Source organism: Streptococcus sinensis (assembly GCF_000767835.1).
GTDB classification, from domain to species: domain Bacteria; phylum Bacillota; class Bacilli; order Lactobacillales; family Streptococcaceae; genus Streptococcus; species Streptococcus sinensis.
This window is the reverse complement of the sequence record NZ_JPEN01000037.1, coordinates 1-21,431: the sequence shown is the minus strand read 5'-3', so window position 1 is coordinate 21,431 and position 21,431 is coordinate 1. Positions and strand designations below refer to the sequence as shown.

Here is a 21,431-nt window from a genome sequence, read left to right as displayed (position 1 = left end):
CTAATCATATCAAGGTTTCTTCTTTTTTGGTACTCAGGTCTCACATCTATTGTAACGCTACAAATATTTTTTTAAAAAAAAAGCTTGTTACTTTAATTAATATCCTTTACAATAGAAAAAGGAGAATATTCGATATTTATTTTTCGGAGGAAAAGAAATGTCCATTAATTGGCAAGAAATTTTATTTAGCTTCTTGGGAGGCTTGGGGCTGTTTCTATACAGTATCCGCATGATGGGAGATGGGCTGCAGCAGGCGGCGGGAGATCGATTGCGCTACTTTATCGACAAGTACACCAGCAATCCTTTTTTAGGTGTCCTGGTCGGTATCGGCATGACTGCCCTGATTCAGTCCAGTTCAGGTGTGACGGTCATTACAGTCGGTCTAGTTAGTGCGGGGCTGTTGACCCTGCGTCAGGCCATCGGGATTGTCATGGGGGCCAATATCGGGACGACTGTGACCTCCTTTATCATCGGTTTTAAGCTGGGTGATTACGCCTTGCCTTTACTCTTTGTCGGTGCGGTTTGCCTCTTTTTTACCAAAAATCGCTCGGTTAATAATGTCGGCCGAATCCTCTTTGGTGTCGGCGGTATCTTTTTTGCCCTCAATCTGATGAGCGGAGCCATGGAGCCTCTCAAGGATCTGCAGGTCTTCCGGGATTATATGGTTCAGCTTAGTAAAAATCCGATTTTGGGTGTCTTTGTCGGGACGGGGCTGACCCTCCTCATTCAGGCTTCCTCAGCGACCATTGGGATTCTGCAGAATCTTTATGCCAGCAATCTCATTGACCTGCAAGGAGCCTTGCCGGTGCTGTTTGGTGACAATATTGGAACCACGATTACAGCGATTATCGCTTCCTTAGGAGCCAATATCGCAGCCAAACGCGTAGCTGGTGCCCATGTGGCCTTTAATGTCATTGGAACAGTTATCTGCTTGATTTTTCTCGTGCCGTTTACGGCTCTGATTCAGTGGTTTGAGACAGCGCTGCATCTGTCACCGGAAATGACCATTGCCTTTGCTCACGGGACCTTTAATATCACCAATACTATCGTTCAATTTCCCTTTATCGGTGTTTTAGCCTATGTGGTTACGAAACTGATTGCGGGTGAGGATGAAACAGTCAAATACGAACCTCTTTATCTGGACAAGATTTTGATTCATCAGGCACCATCTCTGGCTTTGGGAAATGCCAAAAAGGAACTGCTTCACATGGGTGGCTATGCTTTTAAATCTTTTGAACTGGCCTATGATTATATCATTAACCATGAAGAAAAAGCTGCTGAAAAGGGGCATAAGACGGAGGAAGCCATCAATGCGATTGATGATGAACTGACTCGTTATCTGATTGCACTTTCTGGTGAGCAGCTCAGTCAAAAGGAAAGTGAAATCCTGACCAATATTTTAGACTCCAGCCGAGATTTGGAGCGAATTGGGGATCACTCAGAGGCTTTGATAAATCTGACAGACTACCTGCTTCGCAAGAAGGTTACCTTCTCACCAGCTGCTTTGGAAGAACTAGAAAAAATTTATCACATGACTTTAGAGTTTATCAAAGAAGCTTTAACTTCTGTGGAAACAAATGATGTTGAGTTGGCGAATAATTTGACAGCGAAACATGAAGCGATTGATAAGCTAGAGCGCAAGCTGCGCAAGACGCATATTTCTCGTCTAAATAGAGGAGAATGTACGCCTCAGGCTGGTGTCAACTTTATCGAAATTATTTCGCACTATACTAGGGTTGCTGACCATGCCATGAATTTGGCAGAAAAAGTCCAAATCGAGCAGATTTAAGAATTTTAAAAAGCAGGTTTCCTGCTTTTTTGTTTGTTCAAATAATATAATAAATTTTTTCAAAAAACAGGTATAGACCATTTACAAATAAAACAGAAAGCGTTATAATAGAGTCAATAAAAAATTGAACAAGAGGAGGCAGTCAGATGCCTAAATATATTAAAGCAGATCAATTTTTCTATCCTCAAGGGATTCGTAAGGGTGGATTTTTGGAATTGATTGATGGAAAATTTGGGAAATTGGTACAAGAAGTGCCTGCTGATGCGGAAGTGATTGATTACACAGGCTACTCTGTCGCGCCGGGGCTGGTGGACACCCATATCCATGGCTTTGGTGGAGTCGATGTCATGGACAATAACATCGAAGGTACCCTCCACACCATGAGTGAAGGGCTTTTGACGACTGGGGTGACCAGTTTCCTGCCGACTACGCTGACCTCTTCCTATGAGCAGCTTTTGGCTGTGACGGAAAATATCGGTGTCCGCTATCAAGAAGCTAGCGGTGCCAAGATTCGCGGTCTCTATTTTGAAGGGCCTTACTTTACCGAAAAGTACAAGGGGGCCCAAAATCCAGCCTATATGAAAGATCCGCGCATGGATGAATTTCGTGCTTGGCAAAAGGCTTCCAATGGTCTTCTCAATAAGATCGCTCTGGCACCAGAACGTGAGGGAGTGGAGGAATTTGTCCGCACCATCACTGATGAAGGTGTGACAGTGGCGCTGGGGCACTCCAATGCGACTTATGATGAAGCCAAGACAGCAGTAGAAGCGGGTGCCAGTGTTTGGGTGCATGCTTACAATGGCATGCGGGGCTTGACCCACCGCGAGCTGGGCATGGTTGGGGCTATGTACGAGCTGCCCCACACTTACGCAGAGCTGATTTGTGATGGTCACCACGTGGATCCCAAAGCCTGTGATATTTTGCTCAAGCAAAAAGGGCATGAACATATAGCCCTCATCACCGACTGTATGACTGCAGGGGGTCTGGACGACGGCGACTACATGCTGGGCGAATTTCCAGTAGTCGTAGCCAATGGTACGGCTCGCCTCAAATCTACCGGCAACTTAGCAGGATCAATCTTGCAGCTCAAAGACGGCCTGAAAAACGTGGTTGAGTGGGGCATTGCTAACCCTCACCAGGCAGTCATGATGGCTAGTCTGATTCCAGCAAAATCCGTACACATTGATGATGTCTGCGGCCAGATCAAGGAAGGCTACGATGCTGACTTTATCGTTCTGGACAAGGATTTAGAGCTGGTTGCCACTTATCTGGATGGTGAAAAACGTTTTACAGTATAAAATAGTAAACCATTCGTTTTAAAAAGTCTCCTTATATTTTTCAGAAAGGATAGGTTAATGGTCTATCCTTTTTGTTGGCTTTGGCAAACTTTCAAAGCTCAATCCTAGGTCGCACCTTATATCTGCTTCAAAAGAGTTGTTTCTGAATGAAACTTTCATCATTCTTTGAAGAATTTGCTTAGTTTTTGAGGTTAGATTAAGAGCTGCAAGTTGGATTCTTCAGTAGTCTAATCAGCCAGAAGATGTGAAATGTGCGATGAGAGAAGTTTGAATTGCTGGTGGGGGCGTGATATAATATGATTATATGATTAGACGGGGGTAGGGTATGAAAAAGATTGATGTGAAATTTCTGGCAATGGGAGTTGTTTTCCTTCTTTTCGGGCTTGTTTTGAAACGTTTTTTAATGACCTTTATCGGCTTGGCCTTTATCAGCTACAGCTTTTTCAGTAAAGGTATGGCACCAACGAAAGAAAATATTTTCAAACCAAAATTTCCTAAAAAGAAAAAAGGGAAATGAGCTTTATTGGCATTGGCGAGGAAACTTCTGCCGGATAAAAGAATGCTGAACTGTGCATAGATAAAAATCAAGGAGGCATGAGATGAAAGACTATCTCTTAAACAATGGTGTGAAAATTCCAGTCCTGGGCTTTGGTACTTGGAAGGCTCAGGATGGTGAGGAAGCCTATCAGGCAGTGCTGGCCGCTCTCAAGGCAGGCTACCGGCACATTGATACGGCAGCGGTCTATAAGAATGAAGAAAGCGTCGGCCGAGCCATTAAGGACAGCGGCCTTGAGCGTGAGGATCTCTTCATCACGACTAAGCTTTGGAATGGCAATCATACTTATGAAGAAGCTCAGGCAGCTTTTGCCCGTTCTATGGAAAGGCTGGGCTTGGACTATCTGGATCTTTATCTCATCCACTGGCCCAATCCAAAACCTTTGCGAGAAGATGGTGCTTGGAAAAAGCGCAATGCGGAAGTATGGCGGGCCATGGAAGATCTCTATGAGGCGGGCAAGATTCGGGCCATCGGCGTCAGCAATTTCCTGCCCCATCACCTAGAGGCTCTGCTTGAGACAGCACGCATCACTCCGGCTGTAAATCAAATCCGCCTAGCACCGGGAGTCTATCAGGCAGAAGCGGTGGACTTCTGCCGTGAGCATGCTATTTTGCTAGAAGCTTGGGGACCTTTTGGTCAAGGAGAGCTTTTTCAAAATCTAGCAGTGCAGGCTGTCGCAGACAAGTATGGCAAGACTATTGCCCAAGTCGCTCTGGCTTGGAGCTTGCAAGAAGGCTTCCTGCCCCTGCCTAAGTCAGTCACTCCGAGCCGAATTACCAGCAATCTAGATTGCTTTGACATCGAGCTAGATGCTGCTGACATGGAACTTCTTAAAAGCCTACCTGTCGAAGCCGGGGCGCCAGATCCGGACAATAAGGATTTTTGATGAAAGTGATTTTTTGTCAAAGTTCAGACAAAGAAAGCTTGTCGGTCGATTACTTAACTCGCCTTTTTTAACTATGCTAGTGAGACTGTCGTAGTTTCAGATCAGCACCATGCAGTCTTGGAGCTCCACTGGTTGGCTGGAGATTATCTGCAGCTATTCTGTAAAGTGTTCGAACTCTTGAAAGTGAAAAGGTAGAGGAAAAGAAAGGCGATCTAGACTTCGATTGGTGCTGTTTACTAAAATTTCAAAGCAATCGATGAGTCGAACGGTACCATTTACTAAAGTTTCGAGGTGGTAGAGGTTTCGAATGCGACTATTTACAAAAGTTTATATGTATTCTAGGCATCGTAAGATATAGTTTACAAAAGTTTTTTAGCAATCTAGGCATCGAACACCTTAATCACTCATTTTTTACAGACAAATAGTCCCTCAGTTGACCTAGAATGATAAACAAAGGTCAGTCAGATGGGAGGCTATTTGTCTCTTTTTCTTTTAAAAAGGTGGAAATATACTTTACAAAGCAAAGATTTTTTAGAAAAAATGCACTTTCAGGCCTAAAAAATGACATTTCAGGACAGCTTTCACAAAGCATTTTATCGGCATGCTATACTGACATTATCAAGTTAAAGGAGATAATGAAGATGAGCATAGCTAAAAAATCAGAAGACACCTATTTTTCATGGTTCAATCTTTTGCTAGTCTTATTGCTAGTTTTTATCCTTGGGCAAATCTTAGCTCTCAAGTTTGATTGGTCAGATCCTCTCAACCCTAAGGAAAGAATTATCCAGCAGGACAGGGAACACAAAAAATTTCCTATTAATCCGCATCGTCCTTTTGAATTCAGCTTGTTCGAAGACTGATTCTTATTTCTCCATTAACTGTAATTATATAGATTACCATTCGATTTTGGAAAGGATTCATTATGACAACTACCTATACCATTCGCCCTCTAGCTTATAGCAACTTTACTCATCGTGAGTTTGAAAGCCTGATGGCAGACTCTCATATGATTCTCACAAATTTTGCCAAGTCCCATAAGAACGAGGATATGTATACGAAGCACCTCGAGAGCTTTGATAGCAAGCTAGAGCAGTTCCAAGCTCAGCTAGCTAATGTGGAGACTAAGCAATCCATGAGTCTAGCGGAAGTCGATAAGGAGCGTGACAGCGCTCTGGTTGGTCTTTTCACCCTGCACAGGGGCTTTGCTAAGATTAAGGAAGCTAATCTTAAGGCAGCACACGAAAGCCTATCCCCAGTCTTTACCAAGTATAAGGACATCCCCAAGCATACCAATGATGTCGCCACTGCTGAGATTAAGAGTCTCCTCAAAACTCTCAAGGAAGAACCCTATCAGACAGCAGTGACTACTCTGGGACTCTTACCTATGCTTACTGCTGTAACGGCTGCTCAAGAAGAATATGATAAAGTAGAAGCCTTAGCACGCGCAGCCAAGTCTAGCAAAGAAGTCGGTAAAACGAAGCAGCTGCGCATGCAACTCTCCCGCTCTTACGACCTCTTTATGCGCTATACCGCAGCCTCCGCAGAAGCCTATCCGGAGAAAACCCACTTGACCAAACTCCTCAAAGATCTCAATACCATCCGAGACAGTAAGCGACGTCTAGTCGGCACAAATAAGAAAACAAAAACGGAAGAGACAAGAGAAAAAACAGAATAAAGCATCATCCCTTAGAATCGGAATCTAGGGGGTTTTTGCTGGTTTCGTGGTATAATTTTAGTAATTGTCTATAATATAGAGGAGAAATTTTATGGTAAATAGTACTTTCCTTTCAGAAACTATTTTAATCTTGGGTAACGGTTTTGATATTGCGATGGGGCGGAAAACGAAGTATACGGATTTTATAGAGTTTGAAAAACAATTATTTTCTAATCCAGATGAGAAATTACTGGAGTTTCTAAAAGCTAAAAATATTAGTATTGAGAAATACAAAAATAATTTATATTTGAGATTTATTAATGAGAACAAAGAAACTATCGGGGAAAACTGGTCCAATCTTGAAATTATAATTTCGCAACTTGCAGATGCGATAATGCAATTTAAAGAAAATAGTGATTTGTTATATAATACCACTAATGAACCTTTACCTAGATTTATAGAAAACTGGAAGCTTAGATGGCGAAGAAGTAGTAATTGCAGTTCAAAATCATATGTTGCGGATACATTTTCCTTCCTATTCTATGAAAAAGGCTGGAGTTCTTTGGAGAGAGATGTTGCACTGGAATATTTAAATAACGAATTTATTAGACAGCTTGATTTCTTAACAGAACTGCTAGAAATCTATCTGTCATATTTAGATTATTTAGATTTTGAAGTTCGAGGGATTAAAGCAAGTCCAACAGCATTGGATGCAGTACCTCATTTATTAAGTTCTTATGTTTTAAACTTTAATTATACCAACACGTCAGCTTATCTATTTGGAACTGTTGAAGAAAGAACTCATTTTATACATGGTCGAATTGATTTAGATAGAACTTTTAATCGGATCAATACCATGGTCTTTGGAATTGAGGATAAAGAAAATGATGTCAACAGTGATTTGATTCCTTACCAGAAATATTATCAAAGAGTTGTCAAAGAAACAGGAAATAAATTTGAAGAATTTTTTATTAAGAGAAATTATACTGGAAAAAATACTTCTGTTGTAGGGCGTGCTGTTCCGACTAGAGTTCCAGTTTCGAAAAACATTGTTATTTTTGGTCATTCAGTGGATCCTTTGGATAAAGAGATTTTTCAAAAATGTTTTGAATTAGCAAAGAAAGGTGAGTATCCTTATCGATTTATTTTTACTTATTACGATGAATCAGCTAAACGTTCAATTATTAAGAATCTCGCAATCATCCTTGGTAAAGAAAAATTGGTAGAGCTGACAGGCCAAAGAAAAGTGGTTTTTGTGAAAAGTGATGATGCAAATGGCATGAAGGATGCCTTTTTGAAATGGAGTTTACCGGGGAGGTAAAAACTGAAAGATTTATATTCTTAGAATGAAGGTGTTTTAATCAAAGATTAACATGTTTTATAAAATAGCTACTAGTTAAGTTAAATATAAATCCTGTAAAGAATTATATTTTTACAGTGTCCTACTAGTTTCAGAGGAATTTTTCACCAATCATCAGAAAAGCATTTTACAAAAGCAATCTTTTTTGTTACAATAATGCCTAGAAAGAATTCTCATTGTCTACTTTCTAGCGAGTCCGGGTTGGTGGGAGCCGGATAGGGAAGCAGTGCAGATGGCGCTTTCGGTTAGAATTTACAAATAGAATGAAGTAATAAATTAGGGTGGAACCGCGTCTTGACGCCCCTAGGTTGAAATAGCCTAGGTGTGTCTGATGCGGTTCTTTTGCTTGTTCAAACAGAACAGAGGATAGGTCTAGCGCTAGGAATGAAACAAACTAAAGGAGTAACAAATGTCTAAGAAATTAACATTTCACCTCGCCAAAGTCAATTGCGAACCTAAGGGTTTGATTGACTAACGACAACCGCTATGGGCGGTTTGTCTAGGCGATGTACTAGCTTTTCAAAAGGGAAATAATCGTTCCCTTTTGAACGCTTCGTAAGAATCTCAAGAAATTAAAGGAGTAAAAAATGTCTAAGAAGTTAACGTTTCAAGAAATAATTTTGACTTTACAGCAGTTCTGGAACGATCAGGGCTGTATGCTCATGCAGGCTTATGATAATGAGAAGGGAGCGGGAACCATGAGCCCCTATACCTTCCTTCGTGCTATCGGACCTGAGCCATGGAATGCAGCCTATGTAGAGCCGTCTCGTCGGCCAGCAGATGGCCGTTATGGGGAAAACCCGAACCGTCTTTATCAGCACCATCAATTTCAGGTGGTTATGAAGCCTTCTCCAAGCAATATCCAAGAACTTTACTTGCAGTCTTTGGAGCTTTTAGGCATCAATCCGCTGGAGCACGACATCCGCTTTGTCGAGGATAACTGGGAAAATCCGTCAACTGGCTCGGCTGGTTTAGGCTGGGAAGTTTGGTTGGATGGTATGGAAATCACTCAGTTCACATACTTCCAGCAGGTCGGAGGTCTGCCAACTCAGCCGGTGACTGCTGAGGTGACTTATGGTCTGGAGCGTCTGGCTTCTTATATCCAAGAAGTGGACTCTGTATATGACATTGAGTGGGCTGATGGCGTCAAGTACGGTGAAATTTTCATTCATCCTGAGTATGAACATTCCAAGTACAGCTTTGAGGTCAGCGATCAAGACTTGCTCTTGGGGAATTTTGAGAAGTTTGAAGCAGAAGCCAAGCGCTGTCTGGACGAGCATCTGGTACACCCAGCCTATGACTACGTTCTCAAATGCTCGCATACCTTTAACCTCTTGGATGCGCGTGGCGCTGTATCTGTGACAGAGCGGGCTGGCTATATCGCCCGTATTCGTAATCTGGCGCGTGTCGTGGCCAAGACCTTTGTGGCTGAGCGCAAGCGTCTGGGCTACCCACTTTTGGATGCTGAGACTCGCGAGAAACTCTTGGCAGAGGAGGGAGAATAATCATGGTAAAAAATTTATTAGTTGAATTAGGCTTGGAGGAAATGCCAGCCTATGTCGTGACACCGAGCATGAAGCAGCTGCGCGACAAGATGGGGGCCTTCCTGACAGACCATCGTCTGACCTTTGAGAAAATTGAAATGTTCTCAACACCTCGTCGTTTGGCGGTGCGCGTGGTTGGCTTGGTGGACAAGCAGTCTGATTTGACCGAAGATTTCAAAGGCCCTTCTAAGAAAATCGCTCTGGACGCAGATGGGAACTTTACCAAGGCTGCAGAGGGCTTTGTCCGTGGCAAGGGATTGACGGTTGAGGACATTACTTTCCGCGAAATTAAGGGGGAAGAATACGTCTATGTGACCAAGGAAGAGGTCGGTCGCCCTGTAGAAGAGGTCATCCCAGCAGTGACAGAAGTTCTGCAAGCTCTGACCTTCCCTGTCAGCATGCACTGGGCCAACAATACCTTTGAATACATCCGCCCTGTCCACACCTTGACTGTGCTCTTAGATGAGCAGGCCTTTGACTTGGATTTCTTGGATATCAAGAGCGGCCGTACTAGCCGAGGACATCGCTTCTTGGGTCAAGAAACGGAGATTGCTTCAGCGAATTCCTATGAAGATGACCTACGGGCTCAGTTTGTCATTGCCAGTCCTCTTGAACGGGAAAATATGATTGTCGAGCAGATTCGAGCACTTGAAGAGGAGCACGGGGTTTCTATCGAGATTGATGAAGACTTGCTCAATGAAGTGTTGAATCTTGTCGAATATCCAACTGCTTTCCTAGGTAATTTTGATGCCAAATATTTAGAGGTGCCTGAGGAAGTCTTGGTAACTTCCATGAAAGAGCATCAGCGTTACTTTGTTGTGCGCGATGCTGAAGGCAAGCTTTTACCACACTTCATCTCTGTCCGCAATGGGAATGCAGAGCATCTGGAAAATGTCATCAAGGGAAACGAAAAAGTCTTGGTGGCTCGTCTGGAAGATGGGGAATTCTTCTGGCGGGAAGACCAAAAACTAGCTATTGCCGACTTGGTTGAAAAGCTGAGTAATGTGACTTTCCACGAAAAGATTGGCTCTCTAGCAGAGCATATGGAGCGGACTGGCAAGATTGCGGCTCTCTTGGCGCAAGAAGCAGGATTGGATGCTGAGGAGACGGCAGACTTAGCTCGTGCAGCGGCTATTTATAAGTTTGACTTGCTGACTGGTATGGTTGGTGAATTTGATGAGCTGCAAGGCATCATGGGTGAGAAGTATGCTCTTCTAGCTGGTGAAAATGCTGCGGTGGCAGCTGCCATTCGGGAGCACTATATGCCGACTTCAGCCGATGGCGAATTGCCTGATACTAAGGTCGGTGCGGTCTTGGCTCTGGCTGATAAGCTGGATACCATTCTGTCCTTCTTCTCAGTTGGACTGATTCCAAGCGGTTCCAATGACCCTTATGCTCTGCGCCGTGCGACTCAAGGTGTTGTGCGTATCTTGGACAAGTTTGGCTGGAACATTGACTTGGCTCAGCTTCTTGGTCGACTTTACGGACTCAAGTTTGATAGCCTAAGCTATGACAATCAAGAGGCCGTGCTAGACTTCTTCCGTGCCCGTGTTGAGAAAATGATGGATCGCAGCATTCCAAAAGATATCGTGACAGCTGTTCTTCAAAGAACTCACTTTGTCGTACGTGATTTGGTAGAAACAGCTGCGCTTTTAGCGGAAAAAGCTCAGAAAGACAACTTTAAGTCAGCAGTGGAAAGCCTGTCTCGGGTCTTTAATCTTGCTGAGAAAGCCCAAGGTCAAACAGCTGTCAATCCAGCTCTCTTTGAAAATCAAGAGGAAAAAGATTTGGCAGCTGCCATTGAAGCAGTGGAGCTGACGTCAGACTTAGCTGCCAATTTGGACCAACTCTTTGCCCTCAGTCCAGTTATTGACGCTTTCTTTGACCATACTATGGTTATGGCTAATGATGAGGCTGTACGTAACAATCGCCTAGCTCTCCTAGCTTCTTTGACAGCCAAAGCGGGACAGCTGGCCCAGTTTAATCAGATTAATACGAAATAAAAGGTAAGAGAGGTAGAATTATGGATCCTAAAAAAATTGCCCGTATTAATGAGCTGGCTAAAAAGAAAAAAACAGTCGGTCTGACTGGAGCGGAAAAGGTAGAGCAGGCCAAGCTTCGTGAAGAGTATATCGAAGGCTACCGTCGCTCTGTTCGCCACCACATTGAAGGCATCAAGATTGTCGACGAGGCTGGCAATGATATAACGCCTGAAAAGCTGCGTCAAATCCAGCGTGAGAAAGGTCTTCACGGCCGCAGTCTGGATGATCCAGAATCATAAGAGAAAAGACCGAAAGTCATTAAAAGCAAGGCTTAGAACCGCGTTTAAAACGCTGATTCTAGGCCTTTTGTAATGGTTACTCGGCATGCAACACTGCGAAAATGAGTGCTTGCTTAGTAGTTTGTCACTGCCATCCGTTCATTTTTTGTAAAAGATACGATAACAACAGTCAGTTTTTCTCGTTTTACGACCGCAGACTTTTTCATACCTTTGTCGTGTTCAATTCTCTTTTTATGATTTTTTGGGTCTGAGTGTGGTATAATAGATAAGATATGACAAAAGAATTTCATCACATTACAGTACTTCTTCACGAAACGATTGACCAGCTTGCTGTTCATCCAGATGGCATCTATGTTGATGCGACTTTGGGCGGAGCTGGTCACAGCGAGTATCTCTTGAGCAAGCTGGGGGAAAAGGGGCATTTGTATGCTTTTGACCAAGATCAGGCTGCGATTGACAATGCCAAAAAACGTCTGGCTCCCTACATTGAGCGGGGAATGGTGACCTTTATCAAGGATAATTTCCGCAATCTCAAGACTCGTCTGAATGAAGCAGGAGTTGAGAAAATCGATGGGATTTGTTACGACTTGGGCGTATCTAGTCCGCAGCTGGATGAGCGGGAGCGTGGTTTTTCTTATAAGCAGGATGCGCCTTTGGATATGCGGATGAATCAAGATGCTGCTTTGACAGCTTACCAAGTTGTGAATCAGTATTCTTATCATGATTTGGTCCGTATTTTTTTCAAATACGGAGAGGATAAGTTTTCCAAGCAGATTGCCCGTAAGATTGAGCAGGCGAGGAGCATCAAACCAATCGAAACGACGACAGAGCTGGCTGAGATTATCAAATCAGCCAAACCTGCTAAGGACCTGAAGAAAAAAGGTCATCCAGCTAAGCAGATTTTTCAGGCTATTCGGATTGAAGTCAATGACGAGTTGGGAGCGGCCGATGAATCCATTCAGCAGGCCATTGACTTGTTGGCAGTGGGGGGTCGTATTTCAGTGATTACCTTTCATTCGCTGGAAGATCGTCTGACCAAACAGCTTTTTAAAGAAGCCTCAACCGTAGATGTTCCAAAAGGTCTGCCTTTCATACCAGATGATTTGCAGCCCAAGCTAGAACTGGTAAGCCGCAAGCCGATTTTACCAAGTAAAGAAGAATTAGAAGCCAACAATCGCGCTCATTCTGCTAAACTGCGCGTGGCTAGGAAGGTACATGAGTAAGTTTCATGGCAGATAAAAAAAATCATTCTATTCAAAATCGTATTCGAAAATTTTCCCGAGTTGAAAAAGCCTTCTATGGTTCCATTATTTTAACAGCGATTATCCTTGCGGTTAGTATCGTTTTTATGCAGACAAAGCTGCTGCAGGTTGACCGTGATTTGACTGAAGTCAATGCTAATATTGAGTCGGAGCAGGCTGAGCTTGATGATATCAAGCAGGAAGTCAATGAATTGACACGCTATGAAAGACTTTCCCAGCTAGCTAGTTCTCAGGATATGAAGCTCCAAAAGGGAAATCGTAAAACAGTGAGCACAACGAATGAAGAATAAAATGTTAACTACTATAAAGAAATATGCATTGAAAAATCGGCGTACTGCCCAGTACAATCGACGACGGGTAGGAAAAAGCATGAGTGTGTTGGCGATTTTTCTCTTTTTCATCTTTTTGATTAATTTTGCTATTATTATCGGAACGGATCAAAAATTTGGCGTTGATTTGTCGGAGGGAGCCCAGATTGTTCACCAAAAAACAGTAGTTGTTGCGGCCAAGCGGGGAACCATTTATGATCGAAATGGTGTTCCGATTGCGGAAGATGCAACGACCTATAATGTTTATGCTGTCATCGATAAAGAGTATAAGTCAGCTGCGGGGAAAATCCTTTATGTAGAAGAGTCGCAGTATGATAAGGTTGCTGATATTTTTAACAAATATCTGGAAATGGATAAGGACTATGTCAAGCAGCAGCTTTCTCAAAAAAACTTAAAGCAGGTTTCTTTCGGTTCCCAAGGTAATGGTGTTACCTATAGCACTATGAGTGCGATTCGGGAGGATCTGAAAGCTGCTGGGGTTGAGGGAGTGGACTTTACGACAAGCCCTAACCGAAGCTACAGCAATGGCGTTTTTGCATCCCAATTTATCGGGCAGGCCCAGTTGCAGGAAGACAAAGAGGGCAATAAAACCCTTGAAGGAACCTCGGGACTGGAGCAGTCGCTCAATCGGATTTTGGCGGGGCAAAATGGCCTTGTCACCTATGAAAAAGACCGCAATGGAAATATTGTCCCAGGATCTGAGCAGGTTTCCGTTAAAACAGAAGATGGAAAAGATGTCTACACCACACTTTCTGCCCAGTTGCAGACATACTTGGAAACGCGGATGGATGCTTTTCAGGAGACTGCAAAAGGAAAATATGTCAGTGCAACCTTGGTCAGTGCGAAAACAGGTGAAATTTTAGCCACGACCCAGCGCCCAACTTACAATGCCGATACCAAGGAAGGTTTGAACGCAGAGCATTTAAAAACCTGGAATAGTTTCCTTTATCAGACGCAGTATGAGCCAGGTTCGACGATGAAGGTGATGACTCTGGCTTCGGCGATTGATAATGGCACTTTTAATCCTAATGGTACTTATGACAACACGGAATATAAGATTGCGGATGCAACCATTCGTGACTGGGATGTAAACTCAGGCCTATCAACAGGGCAAGTCCTGACCTATGCCCAAGGATTTATCTTCTCTAGTAATATCGGTATGACGCGCATTGAGCAAGCCATGGGAAATGAGAAGTGGCTGGATTATCTGTCGAAATTCAAATTTGGCTTACCGACCCGTTTCGGTATGGGCTATGAGGAATATGGCGCCCTGCCTGATGATAATGCTGTAACCATTGCTATGAGTGCTTTCGGTCAGGGGATTGGGGTGACTCAAGTTCAGATGCTGCGCGCCTTTTCAGCTATTTCAAATAATGGTGTGATGCTGGAGCCAAAATTTATCTCAGCTATCTATGATTCTAAAACAGACAGTGCCCGTAAATCTCAGCCGGAAATCGTCGGCAATCCAGTCTCAGAGAAAGCTGCGAAAACGACTCGGGATTATATGATTCAGGTCGGAACAGTTCCTTATTATGGAACACTGAATATCGGTGGCGAACCAGTCATCAAGGTTTCTGGGCAGAATGTTGCTGTTAAATCAGGAACGGCTCAGATTGCATCGGAAAAGGGCTACTTAGAAGGGGAGAATGATTATATTCACTCCGTTGTAGCCATGACACCAGCCGAAGACCCGGATTTCATCATGTATGTCACTGTCCAGCAGCCAGAAGTCAAATTTTCGGCTATTTTCTGGCAGGAAGTTGTCAACCCTGTTTTAGAGGAAGCCGTAGCTCTTAAAGACAGTTTAAATCTGACTGGCGATAGCCCTGCTTTGGAATTAGTTGACAAAGAAACGACCTACAAAATGCCGTCTATTGATGGTTTGACCAAACAACTGAAGCTGAAAAACCAAATTAGCCCAGGAGGCTTGGCTGACGAACTGCGCCGTAATCTGGTGCAGCCAATCATTTTAGGCACAGGCAGTGACATCAAAAAGGTTTCTGTAAAAGAAGGAAAAAAACTAAAGGCTAATCAACAGATTTTAATTTTAACTGACAAATTTGAAGATTTACCGGATATGTATGGCTGGACCAAGGAGAATGCTGAGCAATTTGCCGAGTGGCAGGGGCTTGAAATCACTTTTAAAGGTGAAGGCTCAAAAATTGTCAAGCAGAGTGAGAAAGTCAATACAGCACTGAAAGATTTGAAAAAAATTACAATTACACTGGGAGACTAGCATGTTAACAGCAATTATTGCAGGAATTTTAACCTTTATCCTAACGATTGTTGGGATTCCTGCTTTTATCCATTTTTATCACAAGGCGCGTATATCAGGGCAACAGATGCATGAGGATGTCAAGCAGCATCAGGCTAAGGCTGGAACGCCAACGATGGGGGGAACCGTCTTTTTGGTTGCTTCGGTTTTGGCTAGTTTTGTAACAGCTTTGGTTGCTCATCAGCTGTCCAACAGCCTGATTATGATTCTTTTTATCTTGGTCCTCTATGGAATCGTTGGCTTTTTGGATGATTTCCTCAAAGTCTTCCGTAAAATCAATGAGGGGCTCAATCCTAAACAGAAACTGTTTCTGCAGTTGGTTGGCGGAGTCGTCTTTTACTTCTTTTACAATCAGCACGGAGCAGGCGACTTTCTCAATGTTTTTACTATTCCAGTGCATCTGGGCTTCCTCTATATCTTTTTCGTCCTCTTTTGGCTGGTTGGCTTTTCCAATGCTGTGAATTTGACCGATGGAATTGACGGTTTGGCCAGTATCTCCGTTGCGATTAGCTTGGTAGCCTATGGAGTGATTGCTGTGGAGCAAAAGCGTTTTGACATTTTGATTGTCATCATCAGTATGATTGGCGGCTTGCTGGGCTTCTTTACCTTTAATCATAAGCCAGCCAAGATCTTTATGGGAGATGTGGGAAGTTTGGCTCTGGGGGGGATGCTAGCCGCAATCTCGATTGCTCTGCACCAAGAGTGGACCTTGCTTCTTATCGGAATCGTCTATGTCTTTGAAACGACTTCTGTCATGATGCAGGTGACTTATTTCAAGTTGACTGGCGGCAAGCGGATTTTCCGTATGACCCCGGTCCATCACCACTTTGAGTTGGGTGGCTTTTCTGGTCATGGCCAACCTTGGAGTGAATGGAAGGTTGACTTCTTCTTCTGGGGAGTAGGCCTCTTAGCTAGCTTGCTAACTTTGGCAATTCTATATTTGTGATGTGAAGGTGGGCGCAAGCCCGCCTTTTCTCGTCCTGAGCTGAGCAGAAAAGATATTTTTTTGGTATAATGGATAAGATTAAGAGTGAACAGAGGAAAAAATGAAATTTACAGAATTTAACTTTAAAGATTATATTCAGGAAGCCCTCAAGGACCTGAACTTTGTGGAGGCGACGGAGGTTCAGGAAAAGCTGATTCCCGTTGTTTTATCTGGCCGAAACTTGGTCGGTGAATCCAAGACAGGATCAGGCAAGACGCACACCTTCTTGCTGCCCATCTTCCAAGAGCTGGACGAAAAGGCTGACAGTGTCCAAGCAGTGATTACAGCACCCAGTCGAGAATTGGCAACCCAGATCTATCAGGCTGCCCGTCAGCTGGCTAGCTTTTCAGAGCAAGAGATTCGGGTGGCCAACTATGTAGGCGGAACTGACAAGGCTCGTCAGATTGGCAAGCTAGAGTCTAGCCAGCCCCATATCGTCATTGGAACACCGGGGCGGATTTATGACTTGGTTGAGTCAGGTGATTTGGCTATCCACAAGGCTCATACCTTTGTCGTGGACGAGGCCGACATGACGTTGGACATGGGCTTTTTGGAGACGGTCGACCGGATTGCAGCTCGTCTGCCCAAAGAATTGCAGTTTCTGGTTTTTTCGGCTACCATTCCGCAGAAACTCCAGCCTTTCTTGAAAAAATACCTGTCTAATCCAGTCATGGAGCAGATTAAGACCAAGACAGTGATCGCCGATACCATTGATAATTGGCTCCTGTCAACCAAGGGGCGGGATAAGAATGCCCAGATTTATGAGATTAGTCAGATCCTCCAGCCTTATCTGGCTATGATTTTTGTCAATACCAAGACTCGGGCGGATGAATTGCAGGCCTATCTGACTGTGCAAGGGCTAAAAGTAGCTAAGATTCACGGTGATATCCCGCCGCGGGAGCGCAAGCGTATCATGAATCAGGTCAAGAATCTGGATTTTGAATACATCGTGGCGACTGACTTGGCGGCTCGGGGGATTGACATCGAGGGTGTCAGTCATGTCATCAATGATGCTATTCCGCAGGATTTGTCTTTCTTTGTCCATCGGGTTGGTCGGACGGGACGAAATGGACTTCCCGGCACAGCCATTACCCTCTATCAACCGAGTGACGATTCGGATATTCGAGAGCTGGAAAAGCTGGGCATCAAGTTTACTCCTAAGATGATTAAAAATGGCGAATTTCAAGATACCTATGATCGGGATCGCCGGGCTAATCGGGAGAAGACTAGGGAAAAACTGGATACAGAGATGCTGGGTCTGATCAAGAAGAAAAAGAAAAAAATCAAGCCAGGCTACAAGAAGAAAATCCAATGGGCAGTCAATGAAAAGCGCCGCAAGACCAAGCGAGCAGAGAATCGTGCACGTGGTCGGGCAGAGCGCAAGGCTAAGCGCCAGACATTTTAGTCATAAATTCTTTCTATGGCGGATATAGAAAAATTATATTTTAAAGACCAGTGAAACTATGATAGACTAGGATTACTGGTCTATTTTATTGCAATTTTCCAGCTATCTACAAGAGGTTCAATGATTGGCTATTTCCTGATGCTAAATAGTTTGCATCTGACTGAAATTATGATAGAATAATCCATTATCGAGAAAGGGAAGTAACTATAATGTTTACAACTTATATCCTAACTGCGGACTGGTATGAAGAGCTCTTGAAGCTCCTTCCAGATGGCAAATTGTTTAGTCTACGGGCTGTTTTTGATGCGATTCCAGCGATTCTGAAAACCTTGCCTGTCACACTTTTGTTGACGCTGGGTGGAGCATTTTTCGGCATCATCTTGGCCATGATTTTTGCAGTGGTCAAGATTAACCGCACAAGAATTCTGTATCCTATTCAGTCTCTCTTTGTGAGCTTCCTCCGTGGGACGCCCCTTTTGGTTCAGCTCATGCTGACTTATTTCGGGATTCCACTCCTGTTGAAAGCCATCAATCAAAAATATGGCACGGCTTTTAATATCAATGCCATCCCTGCCTCAGTCTTTGCGATTATCGCCTTTGCCTTTAATGAAGCGGCCTATGCCAGTGAGACGATTCGGGCAGCTATTCTTTCGGTGGACGCAGGTGAGATTGAAGCGGCTCGGAGTCTGGGAATGACCAACCGTCAAGTCTATTTGAGGGTCATCATTCCAAATGCAGCAGTTGTGGCAACACCGACTCTGATTAACTCCCTCATCGGCTTGACCAAGGGGACTTCTCTGGCCTTTAGTGCGGGTGTCGTAGAGGTATTCGCTAAGGCTCAGGCTATCGGTGGCTCGGATTATCGTTATTTTGAGCGCTTCATTTCCGTTTCGATTATTTACTGGATTGTCAATATCGTGATTGAGCAAATCGGTCGTGCGATTGAAAAGGCTATGGATATTAAGGCGCCAGCTAATCTGGACAAAATGGAGCAAGCGCAAGGAGGTAGGATTTAATGATTAAAATTTCCCAGTTAAGTAAGGAATTTTCTAGCCAAAAGGTTTTGGATAATCTGAGTTTGGAAATTCAAAAAGGCGAAGTTATTGCTCTAATAGGCTCCTCAGGTGCTGGTAAGTCAACCTTTCTGCGCAGTCTCAATTATTTGGAGAAGCCAGATAGCGGAAGGATTGAAATTGATAACTTCAAGGTGGATTTTTCAACCATTTCACCAGATGAGATTTTGACTCTGCGTCGAAAATTGGCCATGGTTTTCCAACAGTTTAATTTATTTTCCCGTCGGACAGCTCTGGAAAATGTCAAGGAAGGTCTGCTGGTAGTCAAGAAGCTGTCTGACCAAGAAGCGACTAAAATTGCCAAGGAAGAGTTGGCAAAGGTTGGCCTGTCTGACCGTGAGAATCATTATCCCAAGCACTTATCAGGAGGTCAAAAACAGCGGGTGGCTTTGGCGCGGGCCTTGGCCATGAAGCCAGATGTTCTCTTGCTAGATGAGCCGACCTCAGCCCTTGACCCAGAGTTAGTCGGTGAGGTAGAGAAATCCATTGCCGACGCTGCTAAAGCAGGACAAACCATGATTTTGGTCAGCCATGATATATCTTTTGTTTCCCAGGTAGCAGATCGAGTGCTTTTTCTGGATAAGGGGCATATTATTGAGTCGGGGAGTCCAGAAGAGCTCATCAATCATCCCAAGGAAGCAAGGACTAAAGAATTCTTTGCTAGTTACAAACGGACATATATTTGATATAATAGAGGATGTGAAGGCTCAGTTGGCTAGACCAGCTGAGTTTGTTTTCGACCAGAGTCTTTTTAAAGGCTACTAAGAATGCAATTGATTATTGAGGAGTTGACATGTTAAATCAGATTTTTTCTCTCTATATCGAAAGTCTTATTTATACTACTATTGCTGTAGGGATTGTTGATGGCTTGTGGATCGGCCTGCGTATGATTCGCCGCAAGGATAAGACTGCTAAAGAGCGTCAAAGTCATCTTTACGATGTTCTCTTGATTGCGATTATGACGATTCCGGTTTTGTCTTTTGCAGTTTTGGGTCTGCTGATTGTTTTCAAAGCTTAATTACTTGTAAAAAATCAGGAGCTTTGTTAGACTAATCATAGTTACAACAAAGAGAAAGGAAAAACGATGTACGATACAATTATTATTGGGGCTGGTCCCGCAGGAATGACAGCAGCCCTCTATGCAGCTAGAAGTAATCTTAAAGTAGCCCTGCTTGAACGCGGTATTTACGGCGGCCAGATGAATAATACTGCGGAGATTGAAAATTATCCTGGTTATGCCCATATCAGCGGACCAGAACTGGCTGAGAAAATGTTTGAACCTTTAGAAAATCTAGGTGTTGAACACCTCTTTGGTCAGGTTGAAAAGATTGAAGATCAGGGTGAATATAAAAGAATCATCACAGAGGATGAAGTCTTTGAAACTAAGACAGTGATTCTGGCTTCTGGAGCCAATCACCGTCATTTAGGAGTCCCTGGAGAGGAAGAATACAATAGTCGCGGCGTTTCCTATTGTGCGGTCTGCGACGGTGCCTTTTTCCGTGATGAGGATCTCTTAGTGGTTGGAGGTGGCGATTCTGCCGTTGAGGAGGCGATTTTCCTCACACGCTTCGCAAAATCTGTGACGATTGTTCACCGCCGTGACCAATTGCGGGCGCAAAAGCTCTTGCAGGAGCGGGCCTTTGCCAATGAAAAAATCAGCTTTATCTGGGATTCAGTTGTAAAAGAAATCAAAGGGGATGACCGTAAGGTAACCAGTGTAGTTTTTGAAAATGTAAAAACGGGGCAAAGCAGTGAGGCAGATTTTGGCGGCGTCTTTGTTTATGTCGGCTTAGATCCAGTTAGCGATTTTGTCAAAGATCTAGGAATCTGCGATGAAGCTGGCTGGATTGTCACGGATCAGCATATGAAAACAGCTATTGACGGCATCTATGCCATTGGTGATGTCCGTCAGAAAGACCTGCGTCAAATTACCACAGCTGTTGGGGATGGAGCAGTAGCAGGCCAAGAAGTTTATAAGTATATTACAGAGCATTAAAAAGCAGATNTTATAGATTTGAAGGGCTTAATAATTAAGATTTTTAAAAATTGAAATCTTTTTGTCTCAGCCTCATTTTTATATTTTTTTACGAATGAAATAATAGGGACAATTTTTGAATAGAGGCTGATAAAAATGATACGAAACTATCATATTATGTTACAATAAAAATAGGAATCATTAATGAGGACGGAAAGAAATATGAAAACTAAAGGATTTGTTTATCTGGCCAGCACGGCTATTTTATTAGCAGCAAGTGCCAATAGCGTATTTGCTGAGGAAGCAAGTCACACAGTAAATGATAGGCAGCAAGTTGAGCCGTCGGCTGCAGTGACGAACCCAGATGCATCAAAGCAATCAGAGTTGCCAAAAATCTCTTCAGAGCAGGATTCTGAAAGCAAGCAAGCTGTTACTGCATCTGCGAATTCTTCGAGTCAAGATGAAAGAGCGATTACAACTTCATCTATAGAAGAGCAAAAAGAATCAGCTGCAGGAGTCTCAGAGACAGCTGAGGAACCTAAAATCAATCCTGAAACAGATAAATCCGCTCAAAACAAAGATGAAACAGCAAGTGAAGAAGCTTCCAAACTTGCTGAAAACACTATTGAAAGCAAAATTCGCTCAGAAGCAAAAGCAGTCTCAGAGGCAGAAACGAGAGCGCCTCGAGCAGTAGATGACACTCCCCAAGGCACCCTCACTATTACAAATGTAGATTCAAATGCTGGTAGCTTCGATGTG

The 21,431-nt window shown here is 43.6% G+C and carries 20 protein-coding genes; all 20 read left to right on the top strand.

The annotated features are described in order from the left end of the window. Positions 1-157 precede the first annotated feature (157 nt). Positions 158-1,789, top strand: coding sequence for a Na/Pi cotransporter family protein (locus SSIN_RS02300; protein ID WP_037615257.1), 1,632 nt, complete (start codon positions 158-160; stop codon positions 1,787-1,789). A gap of 146 nt (positions 1,790-1,935) precedes the next feature. Next, positions 1,936-3,087 carry an N-acetylglucosamine-6-phosphate deacetylase gene (gene nagA, locus SSIN_RS02295; protein ID WP_037615255.1) on the top strand — a complete coding sequence of 384 codons (1,152 nt, stop codon included), beginning with the start codon at positions 1,936-1,938 and terminating at the stop codon, positions 3,085-3,087. A gap of 325 nt (positions 3,088-3,412) precedes the next feature. Continuing rightward, positions 3,413-3,604 (top strand): hypothetical protein, encoded by a 192-nt coding sequence (locus tag SSIN_RS02290; RefSeq protein WP_037615253.1) that lies wholly within the window; start codon positions 3,413-3,415, stop codon positions 3,602-3,604. A gap of 82 nt (positions 3,605-3,686) precedes the next feature. Further along, positions 3,687-4,529 (top strand): aldo/keto reductase, encoded by an 843-nt coding sequence (locus SSIN_RS02285; protein ID WP_037615251.1) that lies wholly within the window; start codon positions 3,687-3,689, stop codon positions 4,527-4,529. Positions 4,530-4,972: 443 nt separating this feature from the next. Then, positions 4,973-5,389: a hypothetical protein gene (locus tag SSIN_RS10465; protein WP_156956270.1), complete on the top strand. Its 417-nt coding sequence runs from the start codon at positions 4,973-4,975 to the stop codon at positions 5,387-5,389. A gap of 62 nt (positions 5,390-5,451) precedes the next feature. Then, positions 5,452-6,204: a DUF6261 family protein gene (locus SSIN_RS02275; RefSeq protein ID WP_037615248.1), complete on the top strand. Its 753-nt coding sequence runs from the start codon at positions 5,452-5,454 to the stop codon at positions 6,202-6,204. Between the two features lie 91 nt (positions 6,205-6,295). Next, a complete protein-coding gene (locus SSIN_RS02270) occupies positions 6,296-7,504 on the top strand; it encodes an AbiH family protein (protein ID WP_037615246.1) in 1,209 nt (402 codons plus the stop codon). 626 nt (positions 7,505-8,130) lie between these two features. Beyond that, on the top strand, positions 8,131-9,048 hold the full coding sequence (glyQ, locus tag SSIN_RS02265; protein WP_037615244.1) for a glycine--tRNA ligase subunit alpha: 918 nt from the start codon (positions 8,131-8,133) through the stop codon (positions 9,046-9,048). A gap of 2 nt (positions 9,049-9,050) precedes the next feature. After that, the gene (gene glyS, locus SSIN_RS02260; RefSeq protein ID WP_037615242.1) at positions 9,051-11,090 is read left to right on the top strand and encodes a glycine--tRNA ligase subunit beta; all 2,040 of its coding nucleotides are present in this window, start codon (positions 9,051-9,053) and stop codon (positions 11,088-11,090) included. Positions 11,091-11,110: 20 nt separating this feature from the next. Next, complete coding sequence (locus tag SSIN_RS02255) at positions 11,111-11,368, top strand: DUF896 family protein (protein WP_037615240.1); 258 nt, start codon at positions 11,111-11,113, stop codon at positions 11,366-11,368. A gap of 272 nt (positions 11,369-11,640) precedes the next feature. Then, positions 11,641-12,591 (top strand): 16S rRNA (cytosine(1402)-N(4))-methyltransferase RsmH, encoded by a 951-nt coding sequence (gene rsmH, locus SSIN_RS02250; RefSeq protein WP_037615238.1) that lies wholly within the window; start codon positions 11,641-11,643, stop codon positions 12,589-12,591. A gap of 5 nt (positions 12,592-12,596) precedes the next feature. Then, positions 12,597-12,920 carry a cell division protein FtsL gene (gene ftsL, locus SSIN_RS02245; RefSeq protein ID WP_037615236.1) on the top strand — a complete coding sequence of 108 codons (324 nt, stop codon included), beginning with the start codon at positions 12,597-12,599 and terminating at the stop codon, positions 12,918-12,920. After that, a complete protein-coding gene (gene pbp2x / locus SSIN_RS02240) occupies positions 12,910-15,195 on the top strand; it encodes a penicillin-binding protein PBP2X (RefSeq protein WP_037615234.1) in 2,286 nt (761 codons plus the stop codon). The genes ftsL and pbp2x overlap by 11 nt, the downstream gene beginning before the upstream one ends. 1 nt (position 15,196) lies before the next feature. Further along, positions 15,197-16,180, top strand: coding sequence for a phospho-N-acetylmuramoyl-pentapeptide-transferase (gene mraY, locus SSIN_RS02235; RefSeq protein WP_037615233.1), 984 nt, complete (start codon positions 15,197-15,199; stop codon positions 16,178-16,180). Between the two features lie 100 nt (positions 16,181-16,280). Continuing rightward, a complete protein-coding gene (locus SSIN_RS02230) occupies positions 16,281-17,624 on the top strand; it encodes a DEAD/DEAH box helicase (protein WP_037615230.1) in 1,344 nt (447 codons plus the stop codon). Between the two features lie 209 nt (positions 17,625-17,833). After that, positions 17,834-18,640: an amino acid ABC transporter permease gene (locus SSIN_RS02225; RefSeq protein ID WP_037615228.1), complete on the top strand. Its 807-nt coding sequence runs from the start codon at positions 17,834-17,836 to the stop codon at positions 18,638-18,640. Then, on the top strand, positions 18,640-19,383 hold the full coding sequence (locus tag SSIN_RS02220; RefSeq protein ID WP_037615227.1) for an amino acid ABC transporter ATP-binding protein: 744 nt from the start codon (positions 18,640-18,642) through the stop codon (positions 19,381-19,383). The genes SSIN_RS02225 and SSIN_RS02220 overlap by 1 nt, the downstream gene beginning before the upstream one ends. A 107-nt stretch (positions 19,384-19,490) precedes the next feature. Continuing rightward, positions 19,491-19,715, top strand: coding sequence for a DUF4059 family protein (locus SSIN_RS02215; RefSeq protein WP_037615226.1), 225 nt, complete (start codon positions 19,491-19,493; stop codon positions 19,713-19,715). Positions 19,716-19,781: 66 nt separating this feature from the next. Beyond that, positions 19,782-20,693: a thioredoxin-disulfide reductase gene (trxB, locus tag SSIN_RS02210; RefSeq protein ID WP_037615225.1), complete on the top strand. Its 912-nt coding sequence runs from the start codon at positions 19,782-19,784 to the stop codon at positions 20,691-20,693. Between the two features lie 201 nt (positions 20,694-20,894). Further along, on the top strand, positions 20,895-21,431 hold a 537-nt coding region (locus SSIN_RS02205), incomplete at its 3' end, for a prolipoprotein diacylglyceryl transferase (RefSeq protein ID WP_483316111.1).